The sequence below is a fragment of the Paenibacillus tuaregi genome (assembly GCF_900086655.1).
Taxonomy (GTDB): Bacteria; Bacillota; Bacilli; order Paenibacillales; family Paenibacillaceae; genus Fontibacillus; species Fontibacillus tuaregi.
The window spans coordinates 1,463,879-1,489,072 of record NZ_LT575476.1 but is presented as its reverse complement, the minus strand read 5'-3'; the positions used below and the strand labels follow the sequence as shown (position 1 = coordinate 1,489,072).

Annotated in this window: 19 protein-coding genes; 1 reads left to right on the top strand and 18 read right to left on the bottom strand. The window is 50.6% G+C overall.

What is annotated here, in order from left to right; translation table 11 throughout:
- Positions 1–243: 243 nt before the first annotated feature.
- From BN6628_RS06910 to BN6628_RS06850, 13 genes are all read right to left on the bottom strand, one after another.
- Positions 244–2,388, bottom strand: a complete 2,145-nt coding sequence (locus BN6628_RS06910; RefSeq protein ID WP_068615875.1) for a HelD family protein — start codon at positions 2,386–2,388, stop codon at positions 244–246.
- A gap of 135 nt (positions 2,389–2,523) precedes the next feature.
- Positions 2,524–3,180, bottom strand: a complete 657-nt coding sequence (locus BN6628_RS06905) for a YdeI/OmpD-associated family protein (RefSeq protein ID WP_068615873.1) — start codon at positions 3,178–3,180, stop codon at positions 2,524–2,526.
- Complete coding sequence (locus BN6628_RS06900) at positions 3,177–3,926, bottom strand: tRNA threonylcarbamoyladenosine dehydratase (RefSeq protein ID WP_068615871.1); 750 nt, start codon at positions 3,924–3,926, stop codon at positions 3,177–3,179. The genes BN6628_RS06905 and BN6628_RS06900 overlap by 4 nt, the downstream gene beginning before the upstream one ends.
- Positions 3,927–3,952: 26 nt before the next feature.
- Positions 3,953–5,731, bottom strand: coding sequence for an aspartate--tRNA ligase (gene aspS / locus BN6628_RS06895; protein ID WP_068615869.1), 1,779 nt, complete (start codon positions 5,729–5,731; stop codon positions 3,953–3,955).
- 629 nt (positions 5,732–6,360) lie between these two features.
- Complete coding sequence (hisS, locus tag BN6628_RS06890; RefSeq protein ID WP_068615867.1) at positions 6,361–7,605, bottom strand: histidine--tRNA ligase; 1,245 nt, start codon at positions 7,603–7,605, stop codon at positions 6,361–6,363.
- Between the two features lie 766 nt (positions 7,606–8,371).
- Positions 8,372–8,839, bottom strand: coding sequence for a hypothetical protein (locus BN6628_RS06885; protein ID WP_068615865.1), 468 nt, complete (start codon positions 8,837–8,839; stop codon positions 8,372–8,374).
- Positions 8,840–8,883: 44 nt separating this feature from the next.
- Positions 8,884–9,393 (bottom strand): type 1 glutamine amidotransferase domain-containing protein, encoded by a 510-nt coding sequence (locus BN6628_RS06880; protein WP_068615863.1) that lies wholly within the window; start codon positions 9,391–9,393, stop codon positions 8,884–8,886.
- Between the two features lie 230 nt (positions 9,394–9,623).
- On the bottom strand, positions 9,624–10,751 hold the full coding sequence (locus tag BN6628_RS06875) for an ROK family transcriptional regulator (protein WP_068615861.1): 1,128 nt from the start codon (positions 10,749–10,751) through the stop codon (positions 9,624–9,626).
- A gap of 61 nt (positions 10,752–10,812) precedes the next feature.
- The gene (locus BN6628_RS06870) at positions 10,813–12,027 is read right to left on the bottom strand and encodes an MFS transporter (RefSeq protein WP_068615859.1); all 1,215 of its coding nucleotides are present in this window, start codon (positions 12,025–12,027) and stop codon (positions 10,813–10,815) included.
- A 46-nt stretch (positions 12,028–12,073) separates the two neighbouring features.
- Entirely contained in the window at positions 12,074–13,204 is a 1,131-nt protein-coding gene (locus BN6628_RS06865; protein ID WP_068615856.1) for a Gfo/Idh/MocA family protein, read from the bottom strand.
- Between the two features lie 36 nt (positions 13,205–13,240).
- Complete coding sequence (locus tag BN6628_RS06860) at positions 13,241–14,086, bottom strand: sugar phosphate isomerase/epimerase family protein (RefSeq protein WP_068615854.1); 846 nt, start codon at positions 14,084–14,086, stop codon at positions 13,241–13,243.
- 276 nt (positions 14,087–14,362) lie between these two features.
- Positions 14,363–14,812, bottom strand: coding sequence for a D-aminoacyl-tRNA deacylase (dtd, locus tag BN6628_RS06855; protein ID WP_068615852.1), 450 nt, complete (start codon positions 14,810–14,812; stop codon positions 14,363–14,365).
- A 16-nt stretch (positions 14,813–14,828) separates the two neighbouring features.
- The gene (locus BN6628_RS06850; protein WP_068615850.1) at positions 14,829–17,003 is read right to left on the bottom strand and encodes a RelA/SpoT family protein; all 2,175 of its coding nucleotides are present in this window, start codon (positions 17,001–17,003) and stop codon (positions 14,829–14,831) included.
- A 246-nt stretch (positions 17,004–17,249) separates the two neighbouring features.
- Between BN6628_RS06850 and uraA the strand changes: the two genes are divergently transcribed.
- Entirely contained in the window at positions 17,250–18,539 is a 1,290-nt protein-coding gene (uraA, locus tag BN6628_RS06845) for a uracil permease (RefSeq protein ID WP_068615848.1), read from the top strand.
- A gap of 317 nt (positions 18,540–18,856) precedes the next feature.
- Here the strand turns inward: uraA and BN6628_RS06840 are convergent, their stop codons facing one another.
- The 5 genes from BN6628_RS06840 to secD form a co-directional block, all read right to left on the bottom strand.
- Entirely contained in the window at positions 18,857–19,369 is a 513-nt protein-coding gene (locus tag BN6628_RS06840; RefSeq protein ID WP_068615847.1) for an adenine phosphoribosyltransferase, read from the bottom strand.
- A gap of 51 nt (positions 19,370–19,420) precedes the next feature.
- Positions 19,421–21,832, bottom strand: a complete 2,412-nt coding sequence (gene recJ / locus BN6628_RS06835; RefSeq protein WP_068615845.1) for a single-stranded-DNA-specific exonuclease RecJ — start codon at positions 21,830–21,832, stop codon at positions 19,421–19,423.
- A gap of 137 nt (positions 21,833–21,969) precedes the next feature.
- On the bottom strand, positions 21,970–22,929 hold the full coding sequence (locus BN6628_RS06830) for a cation diffusion facilitator family transporter (protein WP_068615843.1): 960 nt from the start codon (positions 22,927–22,929) through the stop codon (positions 21,970–21,972).
- Between the two features lie 97 nt (positions 22,930–23,026).
- Positions 23,027–23,938 carry a protein translocase subunit SecF gene (gene secF, locus BN6628_RS06825; RefSeq protein ID WP_068615841.1) on the bottom strand — a complete coding sequence of 304 codons (912 nt, stop codon included), beginning with the start codon at positions 23,936–23,938 and terminating at the stop codon, positions 23,027–23,029.
- Positions 23,928–25,184: a protein translocase subunit SecD gene (gene secD / locus BN6628_RS06820; RefSeq protein WP_068615839.1), complete on the bottom strand. Its 1,257-nt coding sequence runs from the start codon at positions 25,182–25,184 to the stop codon at positions 23,928–23,930. Before secD ends, secF begins: the two co-directional genes overlap by 11 nt.
- Between the last annotated feature and the right edge of the window lie 10 nt (positions 25,185–25,194).

Sequence of the window (25,194 nt, the reverse complement as noted above, 5' to 3'; positions counted from 1 at the left end):
AGGGGGCAATCTTAAAGAATAAGGCAGCCGGCAATGTACCGACCGCCTTATTCCCTGCTTGAGCCTTAGCTTTTATCATCTGATCTGATACGAACATCTCTTATGCGCACGGTACAACGGGCTCTTGGCATGCCCGGATAGTCTTCGGGATATTTGTCAACTCTCGGTCGTTAGTTAATTATAGAGTTTCAGTTCGGTTGACAGCCGTCAAGCAAAGCACACCGCGTTCTGGGCCTCGCCAGCTTAAGGCCACACCGTTTCAGCCAGCTCCGGGTCATTCGTTACATATGCCGGAAGCTCCCCGTCATGAAGCAGCCACAGCTCGTGCAGCGCCCGTGTACAGCCCACGTACAGGAGCTTGGCATCCATATCCCCGTAATGCTTCGCATCCGCATCCACCACAATAACGGCGTCAAACTCTAACCCTTTAGAGAGATAAACGGGAAGCACCGAAATTCCGCCCTCGTATTCACTCTTGCGGCCATCGATCAGATTGATTTCATAGCCCTTCCTTGCCAGATCCTCATAAAGCTCCTGAGCCTCACTTAAAGTCCGGGTGAGCAGTGCTGCTGTCCGGTAGGGTCCGGCTTGAATGTGGCCGAGCGCCTTCGCTATAACTTCGAGACGCTCTTGACCCCTTGCAGAAATGACCCTTACCGGGTCTGCACTGCGGAATACCGGTACAGCCATGAGATCTGTTCCTACACCTTGTCTTAAAATTTCATTAGCGAACGTAATAATTTCCATCGTGGACCTGTAGCTTCGCGTCAAGGCGAAGTAAGCCGTCTCGTCAGGCTGGAACAGCGTCTGCATTTCTTCCCAAGAACGAATTCCCTTGTAATAATGGATGCCTTGGGACAAGTCCCCAAGAATCGTAAAGGAATGCCCTTTGCAGAAGCGGTCGAGAACCGCGATCTGGAACGGAGAGAAATCCTGGGCCTCATCGATGACGATATGGTCAAACCGGTGATTGCCCTCGATCTCGTCAACTAGAGTATACAAGTACAGTAGAGCAGGAAGATCCTCTTCGCGGATTTCATTTTTCTTAAGATAGGCCCGGGTTTCTTTGAGAATATGTTCAGGAATTCCCCCCGCAGCCGCACTCTCCCCCAACTGGCCTGACAATTTTTTAACACCTAGAAACGCCTTATACAGAGTCATAGGGGTAAGCTCCGGCCACTTCTTGGCATAAGCCTTTTCTCTTTTGGATGCCATAGATTTACGCTCTTTCAAAGCTGCAGCCGAAGGCGCCTTCTTCAGCTCCATCTCCACCCAGCGGTGAATTCGGGCCAGTACCCTTTCCTTACGTCTTGCAAGAGGATAGGGTTTATATTCTTCTTCATACCACATCTTAATGGTGGCGAGCGGCAGCTTCTTCCCGTCCCATGGGCAGAAATCCTCTTCCGGGAGGCATGCCGGTTCAAGCTCATGTATAAATTCATCCAACATATCGCGGAATTTCAGAGATCCTTTTAATCTTCCCGGCAGCTCATCTTCTTCGTGAGTTCTGCTGCCAGCTTCACGATCGAACCACCTGGTTAATGCATCCGGTCCGTCTGTAGGCGCTTCATCAAGGTTTAACACAGCAGCTGCCCAATCACTGAACGTATTTTGTTGGATATCCCCAACACCAAGTTCAGGCAGCACCTCCGAAATATAATTGATAAACATGCGGTTAGGCGCAAAAATGACCATTTTCTCCGCAGATATCTGCTCCTTGTACTGATACAACAGATATGCAAGACGGTGCAGAGCTACCGTAGTCTTCCCACTTCCTGCAACCCCTTGAATGATCAAGGCGGTGTTCTTGCCAGCCCGAATAATCTGGTCCTGCTCCGCTTGAATTGTAGAAACAATATCGCGCAGCTTGTTATCTTTGTTCTCCCCGAGACGGTAGAGAAGGAACTCATCCGAGACAGCCGGTCCGTCCGCTTCGGAGTTATATGTATCCACCACTCGCTCAAGAATCTGCTTGCGGATAACCACGTTCCGCTTGAGGTAGACCAAGCCCTCGATCAGGCCTTCTGGAGCTTCGTAGGACGCCGAGTCTCCCCCTGTAAAGGAGTAAAACAAGCTTGCCACAGGCGCCCGCCAATCGATAACCAGCGGCTGTGCGGTGTCCCCTCCCACTCCGACTTTGCCAATATAGAGTGGGTGTCTTACCCCGCCGCGTTCTTCAAAATCAAGCCTGCCAAAATAAGGCTCCTGAAGAGATTGGGCAAGCTGCCTCCGCTGGGTGTCCCTTCCGGCCTCAAGCACCTGCTCTGTATAATCATGCCCCGTATACACGGGAATCCCGTGCAGCCGCTCAAGCTCTTTGTCTATCGTGATCAAGGTGCGGTCCAGCCGCTCCTTCTCTTCTTGATAGGCACTTTGAAAATCGTCCATTTCAGTTACCTCCTAAGAATAAAATTTAATGAAAAGGATTTTAAGTATACCATTGTTCCGTGTAAAAAAGCGAATAGAAAAAGACCTCACCGGAAAAATCCGGTGTGGTCCATTTGCGGTCATTCTATTCAAAGCTTAGGCTTCCTTGTCTGAAGGCCTCTTAAGGTTAAGTGCCAGCTTCTCCACGGTCTTCACTATTCTGGCTTCGCGCGTTTCTGGCCGCTTGGCTTCCTCAATCCACTGCAGATAGGCCTTCCGGTGGGAAGGAGCGAGCGCTGCAAAAAATCCAGCTGCCTTCGGTGATTCATTGAGCCGCTGCTGGAGATCCTCAGGGACGGGCAGGGCAGCTGTTCCGCTATCAGAACGTCCAGTCTTCGGCCGCGCCCCTGATCTGCGGGGAGCCGAATCCTTCTCCCGGGCCGGACGGTATCGCATTGCAGACCACCGCTCATCGATAGAGACAAGCGATACACCCTCATAGCCGGAGCCGGTTACCACATCCCAGCCTTTATCGCGATTCAGATCGGTTCCCGCCTTTGCTCCGCCCTTCATATAGCAGAACCACAGAAGGCCATCTTCCTTGACCCCCCGTATCGCAGTGGGAGCCAGTTCCTCCACTTCTTGAATGGATCTGACAAACACCTGAACGAAGTCATACACAGCAGGTTCTTCCTGAACCCGGGTCACTTCATTTGAAAGACCCAGCTCCTGCAAATACTGGTCAGGCGGGTTAAGAATCAGCACCGCTCCCGATTCAGGGAGGCGGAGCTTCCGCGCAAGCTGCTCGTTCATGCTTTTGCACTCTCCAGCAGATCACGGACAGCAACACTCACCATAAACAAACCAACTACCGGGGGCACGAAGGAAATACTCGCTGGCGGCTGCTTGGCCTTACGGCGGTCAGGCGCATTCTCGGGCACGATCTTCTGGGTCACGTCTTCGCGCGGCTTAACCGGAGGTTCGGTGGAGAATACAACTTTAACCCCTTTTTTGATCCCAATCTCACGCAGTTTGCTGCGGACCACCCTAGCCATAGGGTCCATATGGGTCTTGGATATGTCTGCGACCTGAAATTTGGTCGGGTCCATCCGGTTGGCAGCACCCATGCTTGAAACAATCGGAATGCCGCGTTCACGGCATTCCCTGATTAGATGAACTTTGTAAATAATTGTATCCGAAGCATCCAAAACATAACTGAGATCATACTTAAACAGCTCTTCATATGTTTCTTCGGTATAGAACATGTTCAACGCAATTGTCTCACACTCCGGATTGATGAGTTTCACGCGCTCACACATCAGATCCACTTTACTCTGGCCTACGGTTGAGGTCAGCGCATGAATTTGCCGGTTCACATTTGTTATATCAACTACATCTTTATCAATCAGCACAATCCGGCCGACACCTGCGCGTGCGAGGGACTCCACAGCAATGGAACCTACCCCGCCGATGCCGAGTACCGCTACTGTGCTGTTCTTGAGAACTTCCAGTCCTTCAGCACCAATCGCCAGCTCGGTCCGGGAAAATTGATTAAGCATGTAAAGGCCCTCCTGACTTGCGGACTTTATTTTTTGTCTTCAACCGGTTTCTTCGCAACCTTGATATGAAGCTGTTCCAACTGATTGATGTCGACCTCTGCAGGAGCGTTCATCAGCGGATCGGTAGCACTGGCCGTTTTCGGGAATGCGATCGTCTCACGCAGGTTCGTACGGCCTGCCAACAGCATAACCACACGGTCGAAGCCAAACGCCATACCGCCATGAGGAGGAGTACCATATTCGAAAGCGTCTAGCAGATAGCCGAATTTGTCCTGAACTTCTTCAGGCGGCAATCCCAGTGCCTTAAACATTTTCTCCTGTACTTCACGCTTGTAAATCCGCATGGAGCCGCCGCCGACTTCATAACCGTTAAGTACAAGGTCATACGCTTGAGCGCGGATTTGGCCCGGATCAGTGTCGAACAGGGCAATATCTTCCTCACGTGGACGAGTGAACGGATGGTGCTCCGCCACATAACGCTTCTGATCCTCATCCCATCCGAGAAGCGGAAAGTCAACCACCCATGCAAATTTGAACACACTGTCATCAATCAGCCCAAGCTGACGGCCGATTTTCAGACGAAGATTTCCAAGCACATCCGCAACAACCTTCTTGGTGTCTGCGGAGAACAGCAGCAGGTCACCCTCTTCTGCCCCGGTGCGTTCCTTAACCGCTTCGATTTCTTCTGGGGTAAAGAACTTCACGATTGGCCCCTTGAATTCGCCATCCTTGACTTGAATCCACGCAAGACCTTTGGCACCATAGCGCGCGGCGAACGGTCCCAGATCGTCGATCTCTTTACGGCTCCAGGTTCCGCAGCCTTTTGCGTTAAGTACTTTAACCTCTCCGCCTTTTTCAATAACCGAAGCAAACACCTTAACCCCGCTGGATGCCACAATATCGCTGACTTGGATCAGTTCCATGCCAAAACGGAGATCGGGCTTGTCCGAACCGTATTTGTCCATGGCATCCGCATAACTAAGACGCTGGAACGGTGCTGGGATATCCACATTAACTGTTTCTTTGAACAGGCGCACAACCAACTCTTCCATCATTCCAAGCAGCTCATCCTGGCTGAGAAAGGAAGTCTCAATGTCGACTTGAGTAAATTCAGGCTGACGGTCCGCACGGAGGTCTTCGTCACGGAAGCAGCGTGCGATTTGATAGTAGCGTTCCAAACCGCCCACCATTAGAAGCTGCTTATACAGCTGTGGGGATTGCGGCAGGGCGAAGAACTCACCGGCATGCACACGGCTTGGCACCAAGTAGTCTCTGGCTCCTTCAGGGGAGCTCTTAGTCAGGATTGGAGTCTCTACTTCGATGAACTGCTCGTTATCCAAGAAATCGCGGAACACTTTAGCCGCTTTGGAACGGAGCCACAGCGTCTTTTGCATTTCCGGACGGCGCAGATCCAGGTAACGGTATTTCAGACGAAGATTTTCATCCACTTCAATTCCATCCTCGATGAAGAAAGGAGGGGTCTTGGCTGCATTCAACACTTCAATCTCAGTGATCTGAACTTCGATCTCCCCGGTAGGCAGGTTCGGGTTCACCGTCTCGGCATCACGCTGTACCACTTTCCCCTGAACTGCAATTACATACTCACTGCGTACTTTGTCAGCAGTCTGAAGAGCTTCTCCAGAGTATGCAGGGTTAAAAACTACCTGTACGATTCCGCTGCGGTCCCTTAGATCGATAAAGAGGACCCCTCCTAGATCGCGGCGGGTCTGTACCCAGCCGTTCAGTGTTACCGTTTCTCCAATGTTCGCGGTGCTAAGCGCGCCGCAGTGATGTGTTCTGTTCAATGTTTATTCCTCCTAGTTGGTGTGACCCTCCCAAACCCTCCCTGGAAGGGAGGGCCCCAAGGGCTTCGCCCTCTGGACACCCGAAATTTTGGCGGATGAGAAGGGTTGGCGTGCTCTTGGCGGGTGGGTGCTTGGATTCGCTTGTCGTCCCTTTGGGACCCGCTTGGTTTTGGTTGTACCTGGGTATGGGAAACCATCTGCGGTTGGTGCTGCTTAAGGGAGTTTGATGCTTTATGTTGACGTAAAAGCCGCTTGCCGTCCCTTTGGGACCCGCTCCACGGTTGTGCGGCTGCATTGTGGCCTACTTCGTGCTTACAGCGCTCTCCCTGCGGGATTCGCTTTACAGTTGTGCGGTGCTCGGTTGCGCTACTTCATGCTTACAGCGCTCTCCCTTACGGGATTCGCTTTACAGTTGTGCGACGCTTGGTTGCGCTACTTCGTGCTTGCAGCGCTCTCCCTACGGGATTTGCTTTACAGTTGTGCGGTGCTTGATTGCGCTACTTCGTGCTCGGAGCGCTCTCCCTTACGGGATTCGCTTTACAGTTGTGCGGCGCTCGGTTGCGCTACTTCGTGCTCGGAGCGCTCTCCCTTACGGGATTCGCTTTACAGTCGTGCGGTGCTTGTTTGGGCTACTTCAACTCGGCGGCAAGGTCTTCCAGCTTGACTGTGCGTTGTTCGCCGGTCTCCATCAGCTTAACCGCGATTTCTCCACGGGCCAGTTCGTCATCGCCGAGGATGGCCGTATAGCGTGCCTGCATGCGGTCAGCGGATTTGAGCTGGGCCTTCATCTTGCGGCCGAGATAATCGCGCTCCGCCGAGATTCCAGCCTTACGCAGCTTGAACAGCTGTTTCGTAATTTCCTTGTCGGCCGCTTCACCTAATCCCACCAGATATACGTCTAGTGGCCGATAGCCTTGAACCTCGATATTCTGATTTTCAAGAATCAGATGGATCCGCTCAAGTCCGATTGCAAGTCCAACTCCCGGCTGGTCAGGGCCGCCTACTTCGGCAACAAGCTTGTTGTAGCGTCCGCCGCCGCCAACGGTATCGATGGCTCCAATGCCCTGCGCCTTATATTCGAAAGCGGTCAACGTGTAATAATCCAACCCGCGTACCAGCCTGTGATTGATCGTGTAGTCCACATTCATATCCGTGAGATAAGACTTAACCTGTTCGAAATGTGTCAGGCTCTCTTCGTCCAGACTGTCCAGAATAGAGGGAGCTCCGGTAAATTTGTCCTGATCCACCTTGCAGTCAAGCACCCGCATCGGGTTCCGTTCCATTCTGGATTGGCAATCTTTGCACAAGCTGTCTTTCATCGGGGTCAGGAACGCGAGCAGCTTCTCGCGGTAATCAGCCCGGCTCTGCGGGTTGCCGACAGAGTTCACTTCCACGGTCACTCCATGCAAACCAAGCTCCTTGCACAGCTCATACCCGAGGGAGATCACTTCGGCATCGATCGCCGGATCAATCGCACCGATGGCCTCTATCCCGAACTGATGGAACTGGCGCTGGCGTCCCGCCTGCGGACGCTCATACCGGAACATAGGTCCGATATAATAGAGCTTGCTGACATCAGGCTCGCCATACAGCTTGTTCTCAACGTAAGAGCGAACCACCCCCGCCGTCCCTTCCGGGCGGAGGGTCATACTGCGCTCGCCTTTATCAAGGAAGGTGTACATTTCTTTTTCCACGATATCCGTTGTCTCACCCACCCCGCGCTCAAACAAGGATGTCTGTTCAAAAATTGGTGTGCGGATCTCCCGGTAATTAAACCGGCGGCAGAGATCTCTCGCCTTCTCTTCAATGAACTGCCACCGTTCTACAACACCCGGCAGCAGATCTTGGGTTCCTGTTGGTTTCTGAAAGCCCATTCTCTAGTCACCCTCCTCATTAGCTTTAAATCACGAATCAGCTTCCTGATCCTGATAAATAAAAAAGCCCCTCATCCCTGTTGTATCAACAGGGACGAGAGACTAAGATATCCTAATCGCTCGTGGTGCCACCCACATTCCGGATACACGCCTGTCAGAAACCTGCCAATGCTGCTCATTACCAGGATTCTGCCTTAACCGGCATCCGCTTTAATACGGTTAACGCCCGTCCTACGCCATCAGCTACTGCGGAATGGTTACCTGTTCGCTGATGATTCTCTGGGAGGTCTTTCATGCAGTCATCACCGGAATTCTTCCAGCCTGGCCATCTCCGGTATAGTATTCACCGCAAGTGGCATCGGAATTCCTCTCTGAGGGTGTGGAGCTGAATTACTTTGTCCCGTCATTGAAGTTCATGATATAGAACTGTTAGTCCCACATACAAGTTTTTTTCATTGTAAGTAACCACACTGACAAAGTCAAGACATTAACCCAAGAAAAAAACCTGCCAGCCGAAGCTGCAGGTCCAAAATGGTATATTAAAAGGGGGTCATGCTGTTATTATAAACAGGTTATGTTAAAGAACCATGAAACTAATATTACGGTTATATTACAAAAGTGAAAGCGGTTGAAATCCGCTGCATATGTTGAGCTTAAGATTTGCCAATAGGAATTCCTACTCTACCTTACCTGTAACTCAACAATTCAACTTTTATGGAGTAAAATTTAAAAGCCGCCCGCCCTTTGGGGACGGCTTCCAGCTGGTTTAGTCCAGAACTTCCACATATGCTCCCTGGGAGCGGAGTTTTGACACAATCTGATCAATTTCCGACTCCTTGACAGAAGCACTGAGCACATACCTCAATTTATTATAATCATAACTTGATGAAGCCTCCGCGTCTTCACGGCGGTCACGCTGATGCTCATCACTCTCTAAGTTAACCTCGTCGTTGTTCAGGCTGCCGTTGGCATCACGGTCCATAGCAACCAGGGGAACAACAGTCTGAGGGCCTGTGGTGCCCGTAAATCCGCTTGTTCCAAAGGCGGCCCCTCCGAAGACCGGAGCTCCTCCCGCCGGATTGGCCACAATCGGTCCAAATAGATCTCTGTCACTCGAAAGGGTATGTTCAAGGGAACCTGTCTCCAAATGCTCCGTTTCGAAAGAGAGCAAACTTGTTTTGGCCCCTTCTGCCTGGCTTTCCGTTTCGAAGTATGCTTGAATATGTTTACTCATAATAAAATCTCTCCTTTACCACATTTGGATTCAGGTATCCCTTATTAAGCCAGTTTCTTCAGGATCTCACGGACAAAAGCCGGTTCATCTTTAGGTGTCCGCGATGAGATAAAGTTGTCATCCACTACAACTTCCTTATCCTCAAATCTTGCCCCGGCATTTACTACATCATCCTGAAGAGGAGGATAGGAGGTTAAGGTCCGTCCCTTGGCAAGGCCAGCACTGATCAAAATTTGAGGACCGTGACAGATCGCAGCGATCGGTTTCTTCGCCTCATTGACTTTCTTCACGAAGTCCAGAACGCCGCTGTCCAAGCGAAGGTTCTCTGGCGATGAGCCTCCGGGAATCACAACCGCATCGTAATCTTCGGCCTTAACCTCAGAAACCGCCTTATCTGTGGTGTATTCGGCTTTTCCCTGCTTGCCCTTTAGCGTCTCTCCTGCTTTCAAGCCTATAACTTCAACCTCATGTCCGGCTTTCTTAATCTCGTCATAAGGAACCTGCATTTCGGAATCTTCAAATTGATTTGCCAGCAAAAAAGCAACCTTACTCATGGTATTCCTGTCTCCTTTCCGTAACTATCCTTCGCTTGTTATTACCCGGATAACATGGATTTATAACAGAGCCAGACGGGTTGCCCGGCTTATCTTCATTTGATAGTCCTATCGGTGCACAGTCATAACGGGGCGTTCACCCACCCTAAGGGATACCTTATTCATCGATGCGTACAACAAAAAACCACCGGACTTCATTTCGTCCGGCAGTCTTTGTGAGCTTGAGATTATTAATCCACCATTTTCATTTTGAAAATATGGTGCAGTCCTAGCGTGGCGGCTCCCACCGCAGCCCCAAGCTCCTTCCAGCTTGCCGGCTTGATCGGAGTAGGGCGTTCAAATATGTTGGCCTCGTGCTCCCGGATCTTTGCCGTTAGCCTATCAAAGAAAGCCTGGTTCTCGGTAATCCATCCGTTCAGGATTAGCTGCTCCGGATTAATAAACTGCAGTATTGCCCCACAATAGGCGGACAAATGATCAACCAGAGCCCCAAGCTCCTTGTGGAGAGGTCCCTCTGTCCGCATTCCGTCCTCCATGAATTTGTGAAGCACTTCTTTGGACGTAAGTCCCTGATCTGAGAAAACCTCCGGGTGTTCCTGCCGCAGCCGAAGCGCCAGTCTCTCCGTGCAATAAGGAGAAAAAACACGTATTCGTCCGGCTCCTCCCGAGCTGCCCCGGTAAATTTTATCGTTAATGACAATACCCGCACCCACCCCATAATCGATCAGAATATAGACGAGGGTGCTGAGTCCCTGGGCCACTCCATTAAACCGCTCGGCAAATCCGGCCGCGTCCAAATCATTAAACAGGCTCACCGGAACTTGGTAGGTCATTTCGAGAAAACCTCCCAAATTCATCTCCTCAAGCTGAAGCGGGATTGCACGAAGAACCTTCTGCGAGGTCTCATCGACCCTCCCGGGCACCGATACACCGATTCTTCGCAGCTGATCCCTGGAGATTGGACAGCTATCCAGAAAATCATCCACGATGCCCACGAGCTCCTGCCGTATCGCAGTCTCCCCAATCAACCTCGGTATTGTATGGGAGGATTTAATCTCTCCACGCATATTGAGCAGCACACACTGGGCTCCGGCAAGGTCCAGCCCAAGCACATAACCACTGTCTGCTTTTATATTAAGCAGGGTTACTCTCCGGCCTACACCAGACCCGGAAGTCCCCGTCTCATAAATGATCCCTTCCCTGAGGGCCTCCTCTACCAAAATCGACACGGTTGACGGGCTCAGCTTGGTCTGCCGGGATAACTCAATCCGGGATACAGGGCCATGCTGATATATAAGATGCAGCAGCAAGGATTTATTGATCTCGCGAAGCATTTGCTGATTTCCGATTTTGCCCATGTTTTCGATATATCTCCTCGTAAGCAAGTCTAGTTCAATCCATACAGTATACCACTGCTGTTTAGTCTTCGGATATAGAAAAAGCCTGTGCAGATGCGGAAGAGGACGGCGTTTTCATCATCTTGAACATCACCAGAAAAGCCACCATGCCAAGCAGAGTTACGCCTGCACTGATCTGGTACAAGGTTCTGGTCCCTAGTTCCTGGAACATCCAGCCGCCCAAGGTCCCGGCAATAATGCCCGACGCTCCACTCCAGCTCAAGCCATACACGGCCTGCCCGGTTGACAAATACTCATGCGGAATCAGGCGTGTGGTCAAGCGGGTGCCGATGTAATAATACGCTCCAAAGGTGACACAGTGCATCAACTGGATTGCAATAATTCCAAGCGGGTTGCCGGTCAGGCTCATCAGCAGCCAGCGGACGGAATACAGGAGACTGACAACCGCCATCCAGACCACCATAGGTTTCGTGTCATTTTTCAAATACCGGTCAAGCAGCAGGAATACCGGGGCTTCCAGAATGGCGGTGGCAAAGACGGACCACCCGACAGCGGAATCAGAGCCGCCTAAATCCTTAATATGAAGACCAACAAACGTCTGGTTAATAATGTTAGGCACAGATACAAGAATACCAATCAACAGCAGTGCCAGAAACTGGGGGTTCATGAACACCCTTCTGTAGCCCGCATTAGAGAAGCTATCCTGCTTACGGCTCCCGCTTCCCCGAGGCAGCGTAAAGGCGAACAGTATGGACAGAATCATCACTACGTCAAATATAATCCACAGTTGACCGATACCGATCTTCCCGATAACTGGTCCCGCCGCCGCGGCGCTTACCGCCCAGCCAAGTGAACCCCACTGCCGGAAGGAGCCGAATTTGTAACCTGTGCCAGCAATTACACTTAGAATCAAGCTGTTGCTCTGAATAAACAGCGGGCTCTGAAATATGAAGAACACAAGCATGGCTCCGTATATGAGGGACTCGGATTGAATCAGGAATATCCCCTGCATCACCGCAAATGCCCCGATGGAAGCTATAATCAGGATCAGCCTATTATTATTGAGCCGGTCCGACCAGTAAGCCCAAATCGGATTGGCGATTAACGAAACTACGGGTCCTCCCGAGAGAAGTGCTCCAATCTCAATCGTTGTTAATCCGATATGCTTTAGATAAAGGGCAAAGAAAGTGGAGTAGATGCCAATCGCACCATACATTAAAAAGTTAAAAGCTTTCAGCTTAACGAATCCAGCCTGCTGTACGGTGTCACCGCTCATGGACTTAGCAACCCTCCTTTCCTCCGGACACCTCAAATGGTGAGATTCAGATATGAACTGACCTGGACACCGACAGCTCCCTTACTTCATCGGCAGTCACCTCACGCCCCAGTTCATTGGACAAATAGATGCCTTCGCTGATTAGCATCGTATTGAGTGCGATCTCCGCGGTAGGCAGTAGAGGAACCTGATCAAGCAGTGCGGCAATCCAATGGTGCTGTGACGAATCGTAAGCCTCCGGGTACTTGGCTAACCGGTGCTGCCGGATATCATACAAGTCAAGATTCACGGTGCAATCCATATCAAGATCTGCAATAGTTGTATGGAAGCTGAAGCGGTTCGGCTCGGTATCGGATACCGCACCTGTGAACCGGATTCCGCCTTCGGAGCCAACAATGGAGCTGCCCTCCAATCCTCCCAGGTGAACGGCCCAGGTTTCAATAATATCCAGGGTTACCCCATTCTCAAATTTGACAAAACCTGCCCCGAACTCCTCCACATCAAACGCGCTGAGCTTACGGCGTTCCTCATTCATCGCCACCTCCTGATACAGTTGGCCAGAAATCCGGGAGACCTTGGGATTCCCAAGCAGATAGAGCATTTGGGAAATATGGTACACGCCCATATCAAACAGCGCGCCCCCGCCGGCTGTTTCCTTTCGGGTGAAGGTTGCTGTTCCATATCCATCAACAAAGGGGCGGTTCCGCCTGCGGAACCCGGTTGAGCGGGCATGAAACAGCTTGCCAAGCTTGCCGTTGTCAATGAGCTGCTTCGCAGCCTTGGTCTCGACGGTATAGAGTTGCCCGAGCTGAATATGGAGCTTTTGGCCGGACCGTTCAGCTGTTTCAACCATCTTCCGTCCATCCGCATAAGAACCCGCGATCGGTTTCTCGCAATATACATGCTTGCCTGCCTCCAGCGCGTATACCGTAACAGGCTCATGAAAATTATTATGCAGGCAGACATCCACCGCATCTAGGTCATCCCGTGCAATCAGTTCACGATAGTCGCTGTACACGTGGGGAATGCCATACTGCTTGGCGACCCTCATCGCCTCATCCGCATTCACATCACAGACTGCAATAATCTGAACCCCGGATACCGCCTGGTACTTCTCAATGTGCATTTTTCCAATTTGTCCTACACCAATAATTCCAATCTTAATAAGTGCGCTCATAGATACATGTCCTCTCTGGCTAGTTTGGTCAAATAACTAATTCTGCCCTGTTCTGATATACGAATCCAGCCTGTCGGCTGCCGATTCTGCTTCCTTCAGGCGTTTGGCCGCCTGACATAGCAGGTATTCAACCTCCAGATACTGATTCTCTGGAGCGTTATATTCAACGGCCCAATAGCCGTCATAACCTGCTGCCTGAATGGCCTTGATATGGCTCAGGATTTCTTCTTTAGCCGCAGATTTGTTGTCAAAGTGAATGTGATAAGCCCAAGGCGCCACAAGCTGGTCTCCCGTCTCTTTATCCCGCGACCACCGATCCATATGCAGCAGTACACCAAACGCAGGGTCATTCACCGCCTCGGCGATACGAACCAGTTCATCCGGGACGAGGGAAGCCCCCATATGATTCTCCGGACCAATCCGGAAGCCGTGATCCCTTGCAAATTGACAATATTCACGGTATCCGTTCACAATCCATTCAAACGCCTCATCCGTATAGCTGTCATCCTCCGCCCGGTAGCTTCCTCCGGTGTCAATCCGGACCGTCTCAGCGCCCAGGATAACAGCGGCTTGCAGATGTTTGAGGGCATTCTGCCGCAGAGCCTCGCGAATCTCTGGGTCCGGGTCCCACAAATGCGCTGTGTCCACAGCCAGATTAACCAGTCTAAGCCCCTTCTCATCCAAAGCCTCACGTACTTTAACTAAATAGCTCTCATCCGCCAAGATGAGCATCGAGTTCGTTCTCTGCGCAATCTGGGCATTCCAGAGATCCACCGCATCAAGATGGTACCTGTATTTTACGGTTTCGAGATAACCGAACACGTCCATTTTGCCCTCCTGGAACAGATTGTAAAAAGAATAGCCGCCTACAGATAATTTCATAGTGATCCTCCCATTAATTAATTCTTTCGATGGATAAAATAATTAATCAAAAAAAGCTTGGTATGGATGGAAAGCTAAGCTAAATCTAATATGATGCATGTGCAATACGATGTCAAGCGCTTTCATATTATTTTTTTGATGCTCGAAATAATTATTTAATCCTCCCTCTTCCCAGCATATATGCTCTGTTAAACTGTTTTATACACTCAACAAGAAAAAAGCCCCCTGCTCCCATGGATGGCAGCACGAGGCCTTACTAAATCGGGGTTTATATAACTAACTGGACGGGCTTTCCAAAATTATCGTGACCGGCCCCCAGTTGGTCAGCTCGACATCCATGTCGGCACCGAACTGGCCTGTCTCCACATGCAGGCCCGTATCCGCAAGCAGCTCATTAAACCGGTTATACAGAAGAGTGGCTTCCTCGGGACGTGCGGCAGCCATGAAGTTAGGGCGTCTCCCCTTGCGGCAGTCGCCGTACAGTGTGAACTGGGATACGGACAGAACCGCTCCTCCTCCTATATCCTGAACACTCAGATTCATTTTGCCGGCTTCGTCTTCAAAAATCCGGAGACCGGCTATCTTATCGGCAAGATAGGCCGCATCCTTCTCCGTGTCCTCATGGGTGAAGCCTACCAGCAGCATCAACCCCGGACCAATCGAGCCCACAGTCTCCCCGGCCACAGTCACCTTGGCCATCTTGCATCTCTGTAATACCACTCTCATTGTTCAAGCTGCCCCTTTATTGCATAATCCGATGAACGGTGTAAACGTCCTTAATCCGCTTGATCTTATCCACGACGGATTGGAGGTGCTCCGTATTGCGGATCAGGATAGTCATATGGATCAAATCCATCTTATTCTTGTCCGACCGCCCGGAAACCGCGGACATATTCGTCTTGCTCTCTGAAACTGCCTGCAGCACCTCGTTTAACAGGCCTCTGCGGCTGTGGCCGGTAATTTCAATATCCACGCTGTAATTCGCTTCGATGGATTCCTCCCACTCGACCTCAATGACCCGTGCAGCTTCCTCCCCATCATCCGCTGAAGGAATATTCGGACAGTCCGAGCGATGAACCGATACCCCGCGCCCGCGTGTAATATATCCGACTATGTCATCCCCAGGCACCGGATTGCAGCAGCGGGCAAACCGTACTAACAGGTTGTCGATTCCCTTCACGGTAACTCCATTGGTCGGCCGCTTCTTGTCCGCAGGGGGGGCCTTAACCTCTTTCACTTCAGAAGTCAATTGGATGATTCCGGCCTCTTCCTGCTCCTTCCGCAGCTTCTCAGTTACCTTCGTACATACCTGGGCTGCGGTAAGACCTCCGAATCCAACTGCAGAGAGCATATCCTCGATATCGTTAAAAGCAAACTTCTTAGCCGCTTCCATCAGCTTGTCATCCGACATGAACTGGGACGGCTCCAGGCCAGCACGCTTAAGCTCACGCTCAATCGCTTCACGGCCCTTCTCCACGTTCTCTTCCCGCTTCTCTTTCTTGAACCACTGTTTGATCTTGCTTCGCGCATGGGAAGATTGGGCGATCTTCAGCCAGTCCTGGCTTGGTCCGTACGAATGCTTGGATGTCAAAATCTCAACAATATCCCCAGTCTTCAGCTTATGATCAAGCGGAACAATCCGGCTGTTCACCTTGGCCCCGATCGTCCGGTTGCCTACTTCGGTATGGATGCGGTATGCGAAATCCAGCGGGACCGATCCAGCCGGAAGCTCAATCACTTCGCCCTGCGGGGTGAACACAAACACCAGGTCCGAGAAGAAATCCATCTTCAGGGACTCTACGAATTCCGAAGCATCCTTGGCTTCATGCTGCAGCTCCAGAATCTCCCGGAAGAAAGGCATCTTGTTCTGAGGCCCCGCGCCCTCCGTACCTTCCTTGTAAGCCCAGTGAGCCGCAATCCCGTACTCTGCAGTGCGGTGCATCTCATAGGTCCGGATCTGGACCTCCGTTGGCTCGCCTGTAGGACCAACCACTGTCGTATGAAGCGACTGGTACATGTTGGCCTTAGGCATGGCAATGTAATCCTTAAATCTGCCTGGCATCGGCTTCCACAACGTATGAATAATTCCAAGAGTCGCGTAACAATCTTTAATATTATCAACAATGATTCGAATCGCCAGCAGATCATAAATTTCGTTAAACTGCTTGTTCTTCGTGGACATTTTTTTATAGACACTATATAAATGTTTCGGCCGCCCGGACAGATCCGCGGAAATCCCCATCTCCTCAAGCTTCTCACGAATTCTGGAGATGACATTCTCAATATATTCCTCACGTTCCGCACGCTTCTTATGCATCAGGTTGGCAATCCGGTAGTACTGCTGCGGGTTCAGATATCTAAGTGCAATATCCTCCATCTCCCACTTGATCGCCGAGATACCCAGCCTATGGGCAATCGGGCAAAAGATCTCCAGCGTCTCATACGCAATTCTGCGCTGGCTCTCCTCGGATTGATATTTAAGGGTCCGCATATTGTGCAGCCGGTCCGCAAGCTTAATAACGATGACCCGGATATCCTGTGCCATCGCAATGAACATTTTACGATAATTCTCGTTCTGCTGCTCTTCCTTGGATTGAAATCTGATCCGCTCAAGCTTCGTCAATCCGTCAACCAGCATAGCACAATCATTGCCGAACTTCTCCCTGATTTCCTTCAAGGATACCGTGGTATCCTCAACCACATCATGGAGCAGAGCTGCAATAATAGACAGGGAGTCCATCTGCATGCCCACAACAATTTCTGCAACCGCAAGCGGATGCAGAATATAAGGTTCACCGGATTTACGCACTTGTCCGTGATGGGCTTGTTCAGCGAAATCATAGGCTTCCCTGATACAAATGATATCCTGTTCTTTGATATAGGCAGATGCCTTTTCAAGTAATCGCTCAATGCCCATTGAATCTATTTCGTGTCCTTTCTTGGTAACAAGGCCTACTCACCTGAGGGTGAAGTACCCCTATTTTTATTTTCTATAATTATGACGCTTGGGGAGAAGCACGTCAACTCTTGGCGCGTTTGGTTTACAGGGAATTTGCTTGAATAAAGGGATTTTTTTGAACTTTCCTGTTGTCAAATGCCGTCGATGTCTTTAATCTAGGTAAGATGCACAGAATAAGCTATAAAAAAAGGAGTGGCTTTAATTTTGCAACGTGAAATCCAGGTCAACGAAAAAGTTCCCTTTGGACCGGGGATCCTGCTGAGTCTTCAGCATCTGTTCGCCATGTTCGGAAGCACTGTTCTAGTTCCGAATTTGTTCGGCGTAGACCCCGGCATGATTCTGCTGATGAATGGAATCGGCACCCTGCTCTATATTGTGATCTGTAGAGCAAGGATTCCCGCTTATCTTGGCTCCAGCTTTGCCTTCATTTCGCCGGTGCTTGTGGTTCTGACTACCCATCCGGGCAATGGCTACAACCTCGCACTAGGCGCCTTTGTTATTACTGGAATTATCTTCGTACTGGTTGCCCTGCTGGTCAAGTACGCAGGCACCGGCTGGATCAATGTTGTCTTCCCGCCTGCTGCGATGGGATCGATTGTTGCCATTATCGGTCTCGAACTTGTGCCGGTGGCCGCAGGCATGGCCGGTATTATCAACGACAATCCCGCCAAGCCGTGGACTCCTGATCCCACCTCCATCCTTCTGGCCTTGGTCACCCTTGGAGTAACTATTATTGGTGCTGTGATGTTCAGAGGTTTTCCGAAGATCATACACATTCTGATCGGGATCGTATCCGGTTATCTGCTTGCTTACGCATTAGGAGAGGTGAATACAACAGCTATTGCTCATGCAAAGTGGTTTTCCCTCCCACACTATGCAACTCCGCAGTGGGATATCTCGGCCATCATCACCATTATCCCCGTTGCGCTCGTTGTCATCGTAGAACATATCGGGCACCTGCTCGTAACCGGCAACATCGTTGGCAAGAACCTGTCCAAAGATCCCGGCCTGCACCGTTCCCTGCTGGGCAACGGCATATCCACCATTCTGTCCGGCTTCGTTGGCTCCACGCCAAACACGACCTATGGGGAGAATATCGGGGTTATGGCACTTACCCGTGTATACTCCATCTACGTCATTGGCGGAGCCTCCATCTTCGCGATACTGCTGTCCTTCTCAGGCAAATTCTCCGCCATTGTGGCCAATATTCCGGTCCCTGTCATGGGAGGGGTATCTCTGCTTCTGTTCGGAGTAATAGCGGCATCAGGACTTCGGATATTCGTCGAGCAGAAGGTTGATTTCTCGAAAGCCACCAACATGATTCTTGCAACGGTCATTCTTGTCATTGGAATCAGTGGAACCAAGCTCACCCTCGGTACGGTTGAGCTGAAGGGAATGGCGCTCGCTACAGTTGTTGGCATCCTCTTTGCACTATTCTTCAAGCTGATTGAAGTTCTCGGACTGTCCAACGATAAGGAAGAGTCTGCACATTAATTTAAAATAGAATCGACAAAAAGCCAGGTAGCTCAGGGCAGATTAACTGCCGCCACCTGGCTTTTGTTATGTTCTCCAAATATTTCCCGGGAAAGTCACTTGAAAGGGGTTATATAAAATGAACATTAAAAATTAACAGATCTCAGCGGAGAGGCGAGTGATTCTGAAGAAACGGAGCGTCCGCCTTTGTCTCCGTAATGCCTCTACTTGGTATCTAGTTCAAGCATTTCGGAGACAATAGCGGCCTTAAAGAACACTCGGCATCGCAGTGCTCGAATAGGGTAACCTTCATAAGTTCATTTTATATAGTTAGCCTCTTAATAAGTTACCAATGATACGATGTCTACGCCTGGAAGCTTCGCCCGTCCGTTCAAATCCGCAAGCTCAATCAGGAACGCAGCCCCTGCGATGTTACCCCCGAGCTGTTTGACCAGCTGCACAGAGGTGGAGATGGTACCTCCTGTAGCCAGCAGGTCATCTGCAATCAGTACGTTCTGCCCTGGCTTGATGGCATCACTGTGCATGGCAAGACGGTCCTTGCCGTACTCCAAGTCGTACTCGATTTCAATCGTGTCCGATGGCAGCTTGCCGCTCTTGCGGATCGGTACAAAGCCAACGCCAAGCGCATACGCAAGCGGAGCGCCTACCACAAATCCGCGTGCCTCCGGCCCGGCAATCAGATCAATTTTCATATGGGAGACCATCTCCTTCAGTTCATCAATTGCTTGACGGTATTTCTCGCCATCATTCAACAGAGTGGTAATATCCTTGAAACTGATACCAGGCTGCGGGAAATCGGGGATTACGCGGATGTAGTCTTTGAAATTCATTATAAAATCGCTCCTTCAATGTCTATACAATCTAATAGTTATATTGCTCTTCTAAGAAACAGCGGCAGTTCTGGATCTCATCCATTCTGCAACCTGAACGGCTTTCCCGCGGAGCATCACCTGCTCCATTTCAGCCAATGCTCCAAGCTGCAGGTAACGGGCAGAGGTCTCGAGCGGCTGTTTCGAAGGGGACGGGTTCAGCCTTAACCGGCCGTTATCTCTGATGATGAACTCCAGCTCCTCAAATACCTCCAGAGTCAACCGCATCATCCTTTTGGTAAACCCGGTCTGGCGGACCAGCTGATTCAGCATCTGTTCCTCCGTTAGCTCCTTGTCTGAATAATGCCGAATCCAAGCATAGACCGTTTTAAAACTATCCCGGGATGGAATCTCCACCCGCTCATATCTGTCCTGCTGTCCATGAACCAGTATAATACGTTCCAGATTCGGAATGGAAGTCAAAACAGAATCCAGCTGAGCCGAATACTCCGGCAATTCAAGAATAAATAAGCTGGTGATTTGAGACAGGTCATCTACAGCTAAACCCGGTCTCATTCCAGATTCATGCAATCCGGCTTCTTCATCATATACCCAAAGGAGGGAATCTACCAAATCCGGGCGGTAGCGCTCAGCCGAAGATTGTCGGCATACCACTGCCGTCCTGGCCGTTTGTCCTGATGGAAGCTGCCGCAGCTTCGTTGCAAAGTCGTCCATTATTTTAAATGGGGACGGGCAAGACCTGAAGTCAAATACCTGCAAATGAGATACGGAGAGATCCTGGATCATTAGCTGGGGCTTCACAGAGCCATTCCATTCATTAATGGATGCCTCAACGACAAGATCTACCCTAGCCCCTTCGGTGATGAAGGTTCCCAGGACCCCTTTTCCAAAAGCCACTGCTTCAACAACCGCCCCATTCTGACGCAGAGTTAGCTTAAGATGATTGCCTTCCCGGCCCATCGTTCGGGTCTCCACCAATTCCGCACCGCGGATCAACAGGCGGGGACAGCTGTTCTCCATGCCGAATGGGGAGAGCAGCTCCAGCTCTTGAATCAACGGAATGGTGATCTCATTTAATGAACATTCCAAATCGGCTGAGAGCACGGGCACGAAATGCTCCGGCTCAAGAACCTGGGCAGCGTATTCGTTCAGCCTCTCTTCAAAAGCGGCAAGATTATCCTTATGAAGCGACATGCCCGCAGCTGCAGTATGCCCCCCATAATGGTGCATAAGGTCTGCACACCCCGTCAAAGCTTCATACATATCAAAGCCGGGAATTGACCTGGCCGACCCTTTGCACTCACCTGTCTCCGGATTGACGGCTAGGATGATCGTGGGGCGGTAGTACCGCTCAAGAATTTTCGAAGCCACAATGCCCACGACCCCTACGTTCCAACCTTCCCCAGCGATCACTATAACACTTGGAATTTGCTTTCCCTCCGATGAGGCAGCCTCCAGCCGGCTAACTGCCTGCTGAACGATATCTTCAACCATCTGCTGCCGCTCCCTGTTAAGCAGGTCCAGCTCAGAGGCAATCTCGTCCGCTTCATCCAGATCTTCCGTTGTAAGCAGGCTTACAGCCCTGCTGGCATGGCTCAGACGCCCGCTGGCGTTGATTCTCGGAGCCATGCTGAAACCGATCGTTGTTGAATTTACGCCTTTATCCGAACCACCCGCAATCCGCAGCAGAGCTGCGGCACCAATGAGCGCTTCTTTGTCCATCGATTTGAGTCCCCTGCTAACGAGCACCCGGTTCTCATCCATTAGAGGCATAAGATCAGCTATCGTTCCCAAAGCCACCAGCTGAAGCCATTCCTCCGGTACTTCGCCAATCAGAGCACTGGCAAGCTTATAGGCTACCCCCACACCGGCGAGTCCTTTAAATGGATACGGGCAGTGGGAGAGCTTTGGGTTAATAAGTGCATAAGCCTGTGGAAGCTCGGATGGGGGTTCATGGTGATCAGTTACAATGACATCCATTCCAAGCTCGTTCGCATAGGCAATTTGACTAACCGCGCTAATCCCTGTATCCACAGTGATAATCAGCGAGGTCCCTTTCTCCCGGGCAAGGTCCAACGCATGATTATGCAGACCGTAGCCCTCTTTGGAGCGGTGTGGAATATAATAGTCGAAATCAGCGCCTAGATGGCGCATCAAACGGATCATTAAGGATGTCGAGGATACACCGTCCGCATCATAATCCCCATAAATTAGTATGCGTTCACCCGCGGCTATAGCATGCAAAATACGCGGAACCGCTTCCTGCATCCCGCTTAACAGAAACGGATCATGGAGCTCACCTGAGCCGCCACGCATGAACTTCTCCGCGAATTCGGCATCCGCCATTCCCCGGTTGATGAGTAAAGAGGCAAGGATGACGGAAATATTCATCTGCCCCGCAAGCTCCTCCGCCTTCTGGCGGTCTGGCTGCTGACATTTCCAATTGTACTTGGACTTTATCATTCCATTGCTCCCCCTTCTTAACTGCATGGAATGAACTTGTTTGACTTCTTTCGTTACATAACAGCAATGCTCCCGCCTGAAGCAGCAGCAATTCGCTCATTCCCCGCAGCCATCAATGTAAGTGCTCTTCGAATATTCTATTGAAGCAGGGTCGTTGTGTCGCTGCTTGAGCTTTCGTGATTGGACTTGTATGGATACACCGGATCATACGGGATAACCTCAATATGGACATCGCTGACATGAGAGAATCTGTGCATCAGCAGAACCTTGGCCCTGTTCGCAATATCCCTGGCCTCCAGTACCGTACTCCTTGGATTCACACAGATAGTAGCCTCGACAGCCACATAGTGCCCCTGCTCGTGAGCCCGGAGTTCCTCAACCATAATCACTCCGTGGACACGCTGTACCGTCTCAATAAAGCTAGCCGCATCCTCTTCCCGAAGCTCCTGTACCAAGGTTCCATAAATGCTGCCCGTTACCATCCGGTAACCCCTCCATAAGACGAGGCAAGCGATCAGCAAGGCCGCAGCAGGGTCGAGATAGAGCAAAGCTTCAATATTAAGCGCTCCTCCCGCCATTGAGCCAAAAACACCAAGCAGAACTGCGATGGATGAATACAGGGAGAAGCGCCGGCTTTCCAGATATGCAGGTCTCTTGTCCTCTCCCGTTTTCCTGTATTGGCGGTATTGGTATTGGAACACAGCTTCTTTCAGTGCAACCGCAATGACAACGGTGACCCCCGCCAAATAAGTCGGGGCCGTCACCTCCCCGAGAGACATTTCTTTGATCGAGGAAATTGCCATCTGCAAAGCTCCCATTAACAGAAAAACCGTAAACATGATCGTAACGAGCGGCTCGCCTTCTCTTTGGGGCTGCGCGCTGCGTCCCACCGAACTACGCCGTCCCTGGGTGCCCTGAAGCTGAATTTTCTCAGCCAGGCCGCCTGCGGCTTCCGATGCGGAATAGAGCGCGTCCCCAAGAAGCGATTTACTGTCGCAGAGCAGGCCGACTGTTCCTTTAAAGACAGCCAAGATAAAGTTATTAATAATACCGGTCCACGCAGCAGCTTCGGAATGAGCGGCAGGTCTGCTAGTCATTGAATCTCCTCCTCAATCACTGACAAGACCGAGAGCGAACAGAAAGCCGCGTCACCTTCAGACGCGGCTCCCCCTTTAGCTCTGGCGGATCTCTAAATTAGGTCGTTGTTTTGGACGGTTTGGTTTTCACATTCTTTTGCAAGCCTTTAAGCCCATACCAGAGCGGACTCGCGATAAAGATGGAAGAATACGCACCACACAAAAGCCCGATGACCATAGCGAGTGAGAACATGCGGATGGACTCACTTCCGAAAATCAGCAAACATACTGAAGCGATAAATACAGTGAAGACCGTATTGATCGAACGGGTCATCGTTTGAGAGATACTCTTATTCACGACATCATGCAGATCGGCATGTGACTTGATTTTGGCGAAACGCATATTTTCACGTACCCGGTCAAAGATAACGACCGTATCATTAATTGAGTAACCGACAATCGTCAGCACCGCGATAATGAAGGTCAGGTTCACTTCCAGACGCAGGATGGAGAAAATTGTTATAACCAGGAAAGCGTCGTGCAGCAATGCGATGATCGCAGCTACCGCAAAACGCCATTCGAACCGGATGGTTACATAAACAATGATACCAAGGCTTGCCAGCAGGACTGCATAGATGGCATTTTGCTGAAGCTCACGGGCCATTTCCGGATCAACCGTATTTACTTCTGCAGAGGCACTCTTGTCGACATTCTTCGCAAGAGTGTCTTTCAGCGTAGCCTCCTGGGCTGGCGACAGAACTTCAGGGAAACGGATGTTGACCCGTCCTGTACCCGGAGTAATTAATACATCCTTCTGATACAGTTTGGCATCCACCAGCACTTTCTCAATTTCCTGCTTGGATACGTTCTTGGTAACCTTCACATCGACATTGGAACCGGCACTGAAATCCACGCCATAATTCAACTTGAAGACAGCCAAACTGATAATCCCTGCAATGGTCAGGGCAATAGAAAATATATAAAAATACTTACTAGCTTTGACGAAGTCATAATCCCACTTAAAGCGCACGGATTTCACTCTCCTTTACACCAAGCATTTTCGGGCTCTTGATAATGTTCCCCTTAACCAGAAGATGCAGGAGATAACGGGAGAAGAAAATGTTAGTAATAATACTGACAATAAGGTCAAGCATCAGGACGAAGGCAAAGCCTTTAACTGCACCTGTACCGAGACCGAACATGACCGCAGCAGCGATAAAGGTGGTTACGTGCGCGTCCATAACGGTACGGAAGGACACTTTACTACCTGCTTTAACCGCAGAGAGAATGCTCTTGCCGCTCCGGATTTCTTCCTTAATCCGCTCATCAGTAATGATGTTGGCATCGACCGCCATACCGATACCTAGAATGAACGCCGCAATACCCGGCAGGGTCAGTGTCACACCGGCAAAGTAGAAGAATGCAATCAGCAGCCAGGTGTAAACAATCAGCGTAAAGCTCGCAATCAATCCCGGAATCCGGTATACAAGAATCATAAAGAGCAAAATAATCAGTGAACCGATAATCCCTGCTCTGAGGGTCTGTTCAAGAGACAGCTGGCCCAAAGTCGCTCCGACGCTTTGTGAGTATTTCTCAGTCAGCTTCAGCGGCAGTGCGCCCAGATTGATCTTGTCGCTCAGATCTTTAGCCTGCTCCTTCGTGTATCCACCGCTGATGGAAGCCGTTCCATCAGATAGTACTGCTCGCACTACCGGAGCATACAGCAGTGTATCATCCATAAAGATCGCCAATTCCTTATTCAGCAGGCGCTTGGTGATATCCGCCAATTTCGACTTATCTTTCACTTTAATGCTAACTTCATAGAATTGGTTCAATTGGTCAGGATGGTAGGAGGCTCCGCCCTCGGCGAACTCATTTCCGTACAATTCAATTTTATTGTATTGATCCGCTTTTTTCTCTGTTCCGTCTTTACTGCGGAACGTTAGAGTTGCCGGTTCTTTCATTTTCTGACGCACCACATTCTCGTCTGTTACACCCGGCATCTTAAGGCGTATGCGGTTTGTACCTTCCGTCGTTACATCAGGCTCGCTGGTTCCCAGCACATTGGCCCGTTTCTCAATACTTTTTGCTGTTTGCTGAAGAGCATCCTTCGTGATCTTGCCACCTGCTTCGATAGGCTGGGCTTCATACAGGATCTCAAAGCCCCCCTTTAAATCCAGGCCAAGATTAATGTCTTTCAGCAGGCTGGGGGTTGTCCCTACCATAACCGCAGTGGTTACGACCACCACGACCAGGAATGTGATGATTCTTTTCATCCCGTTCTTT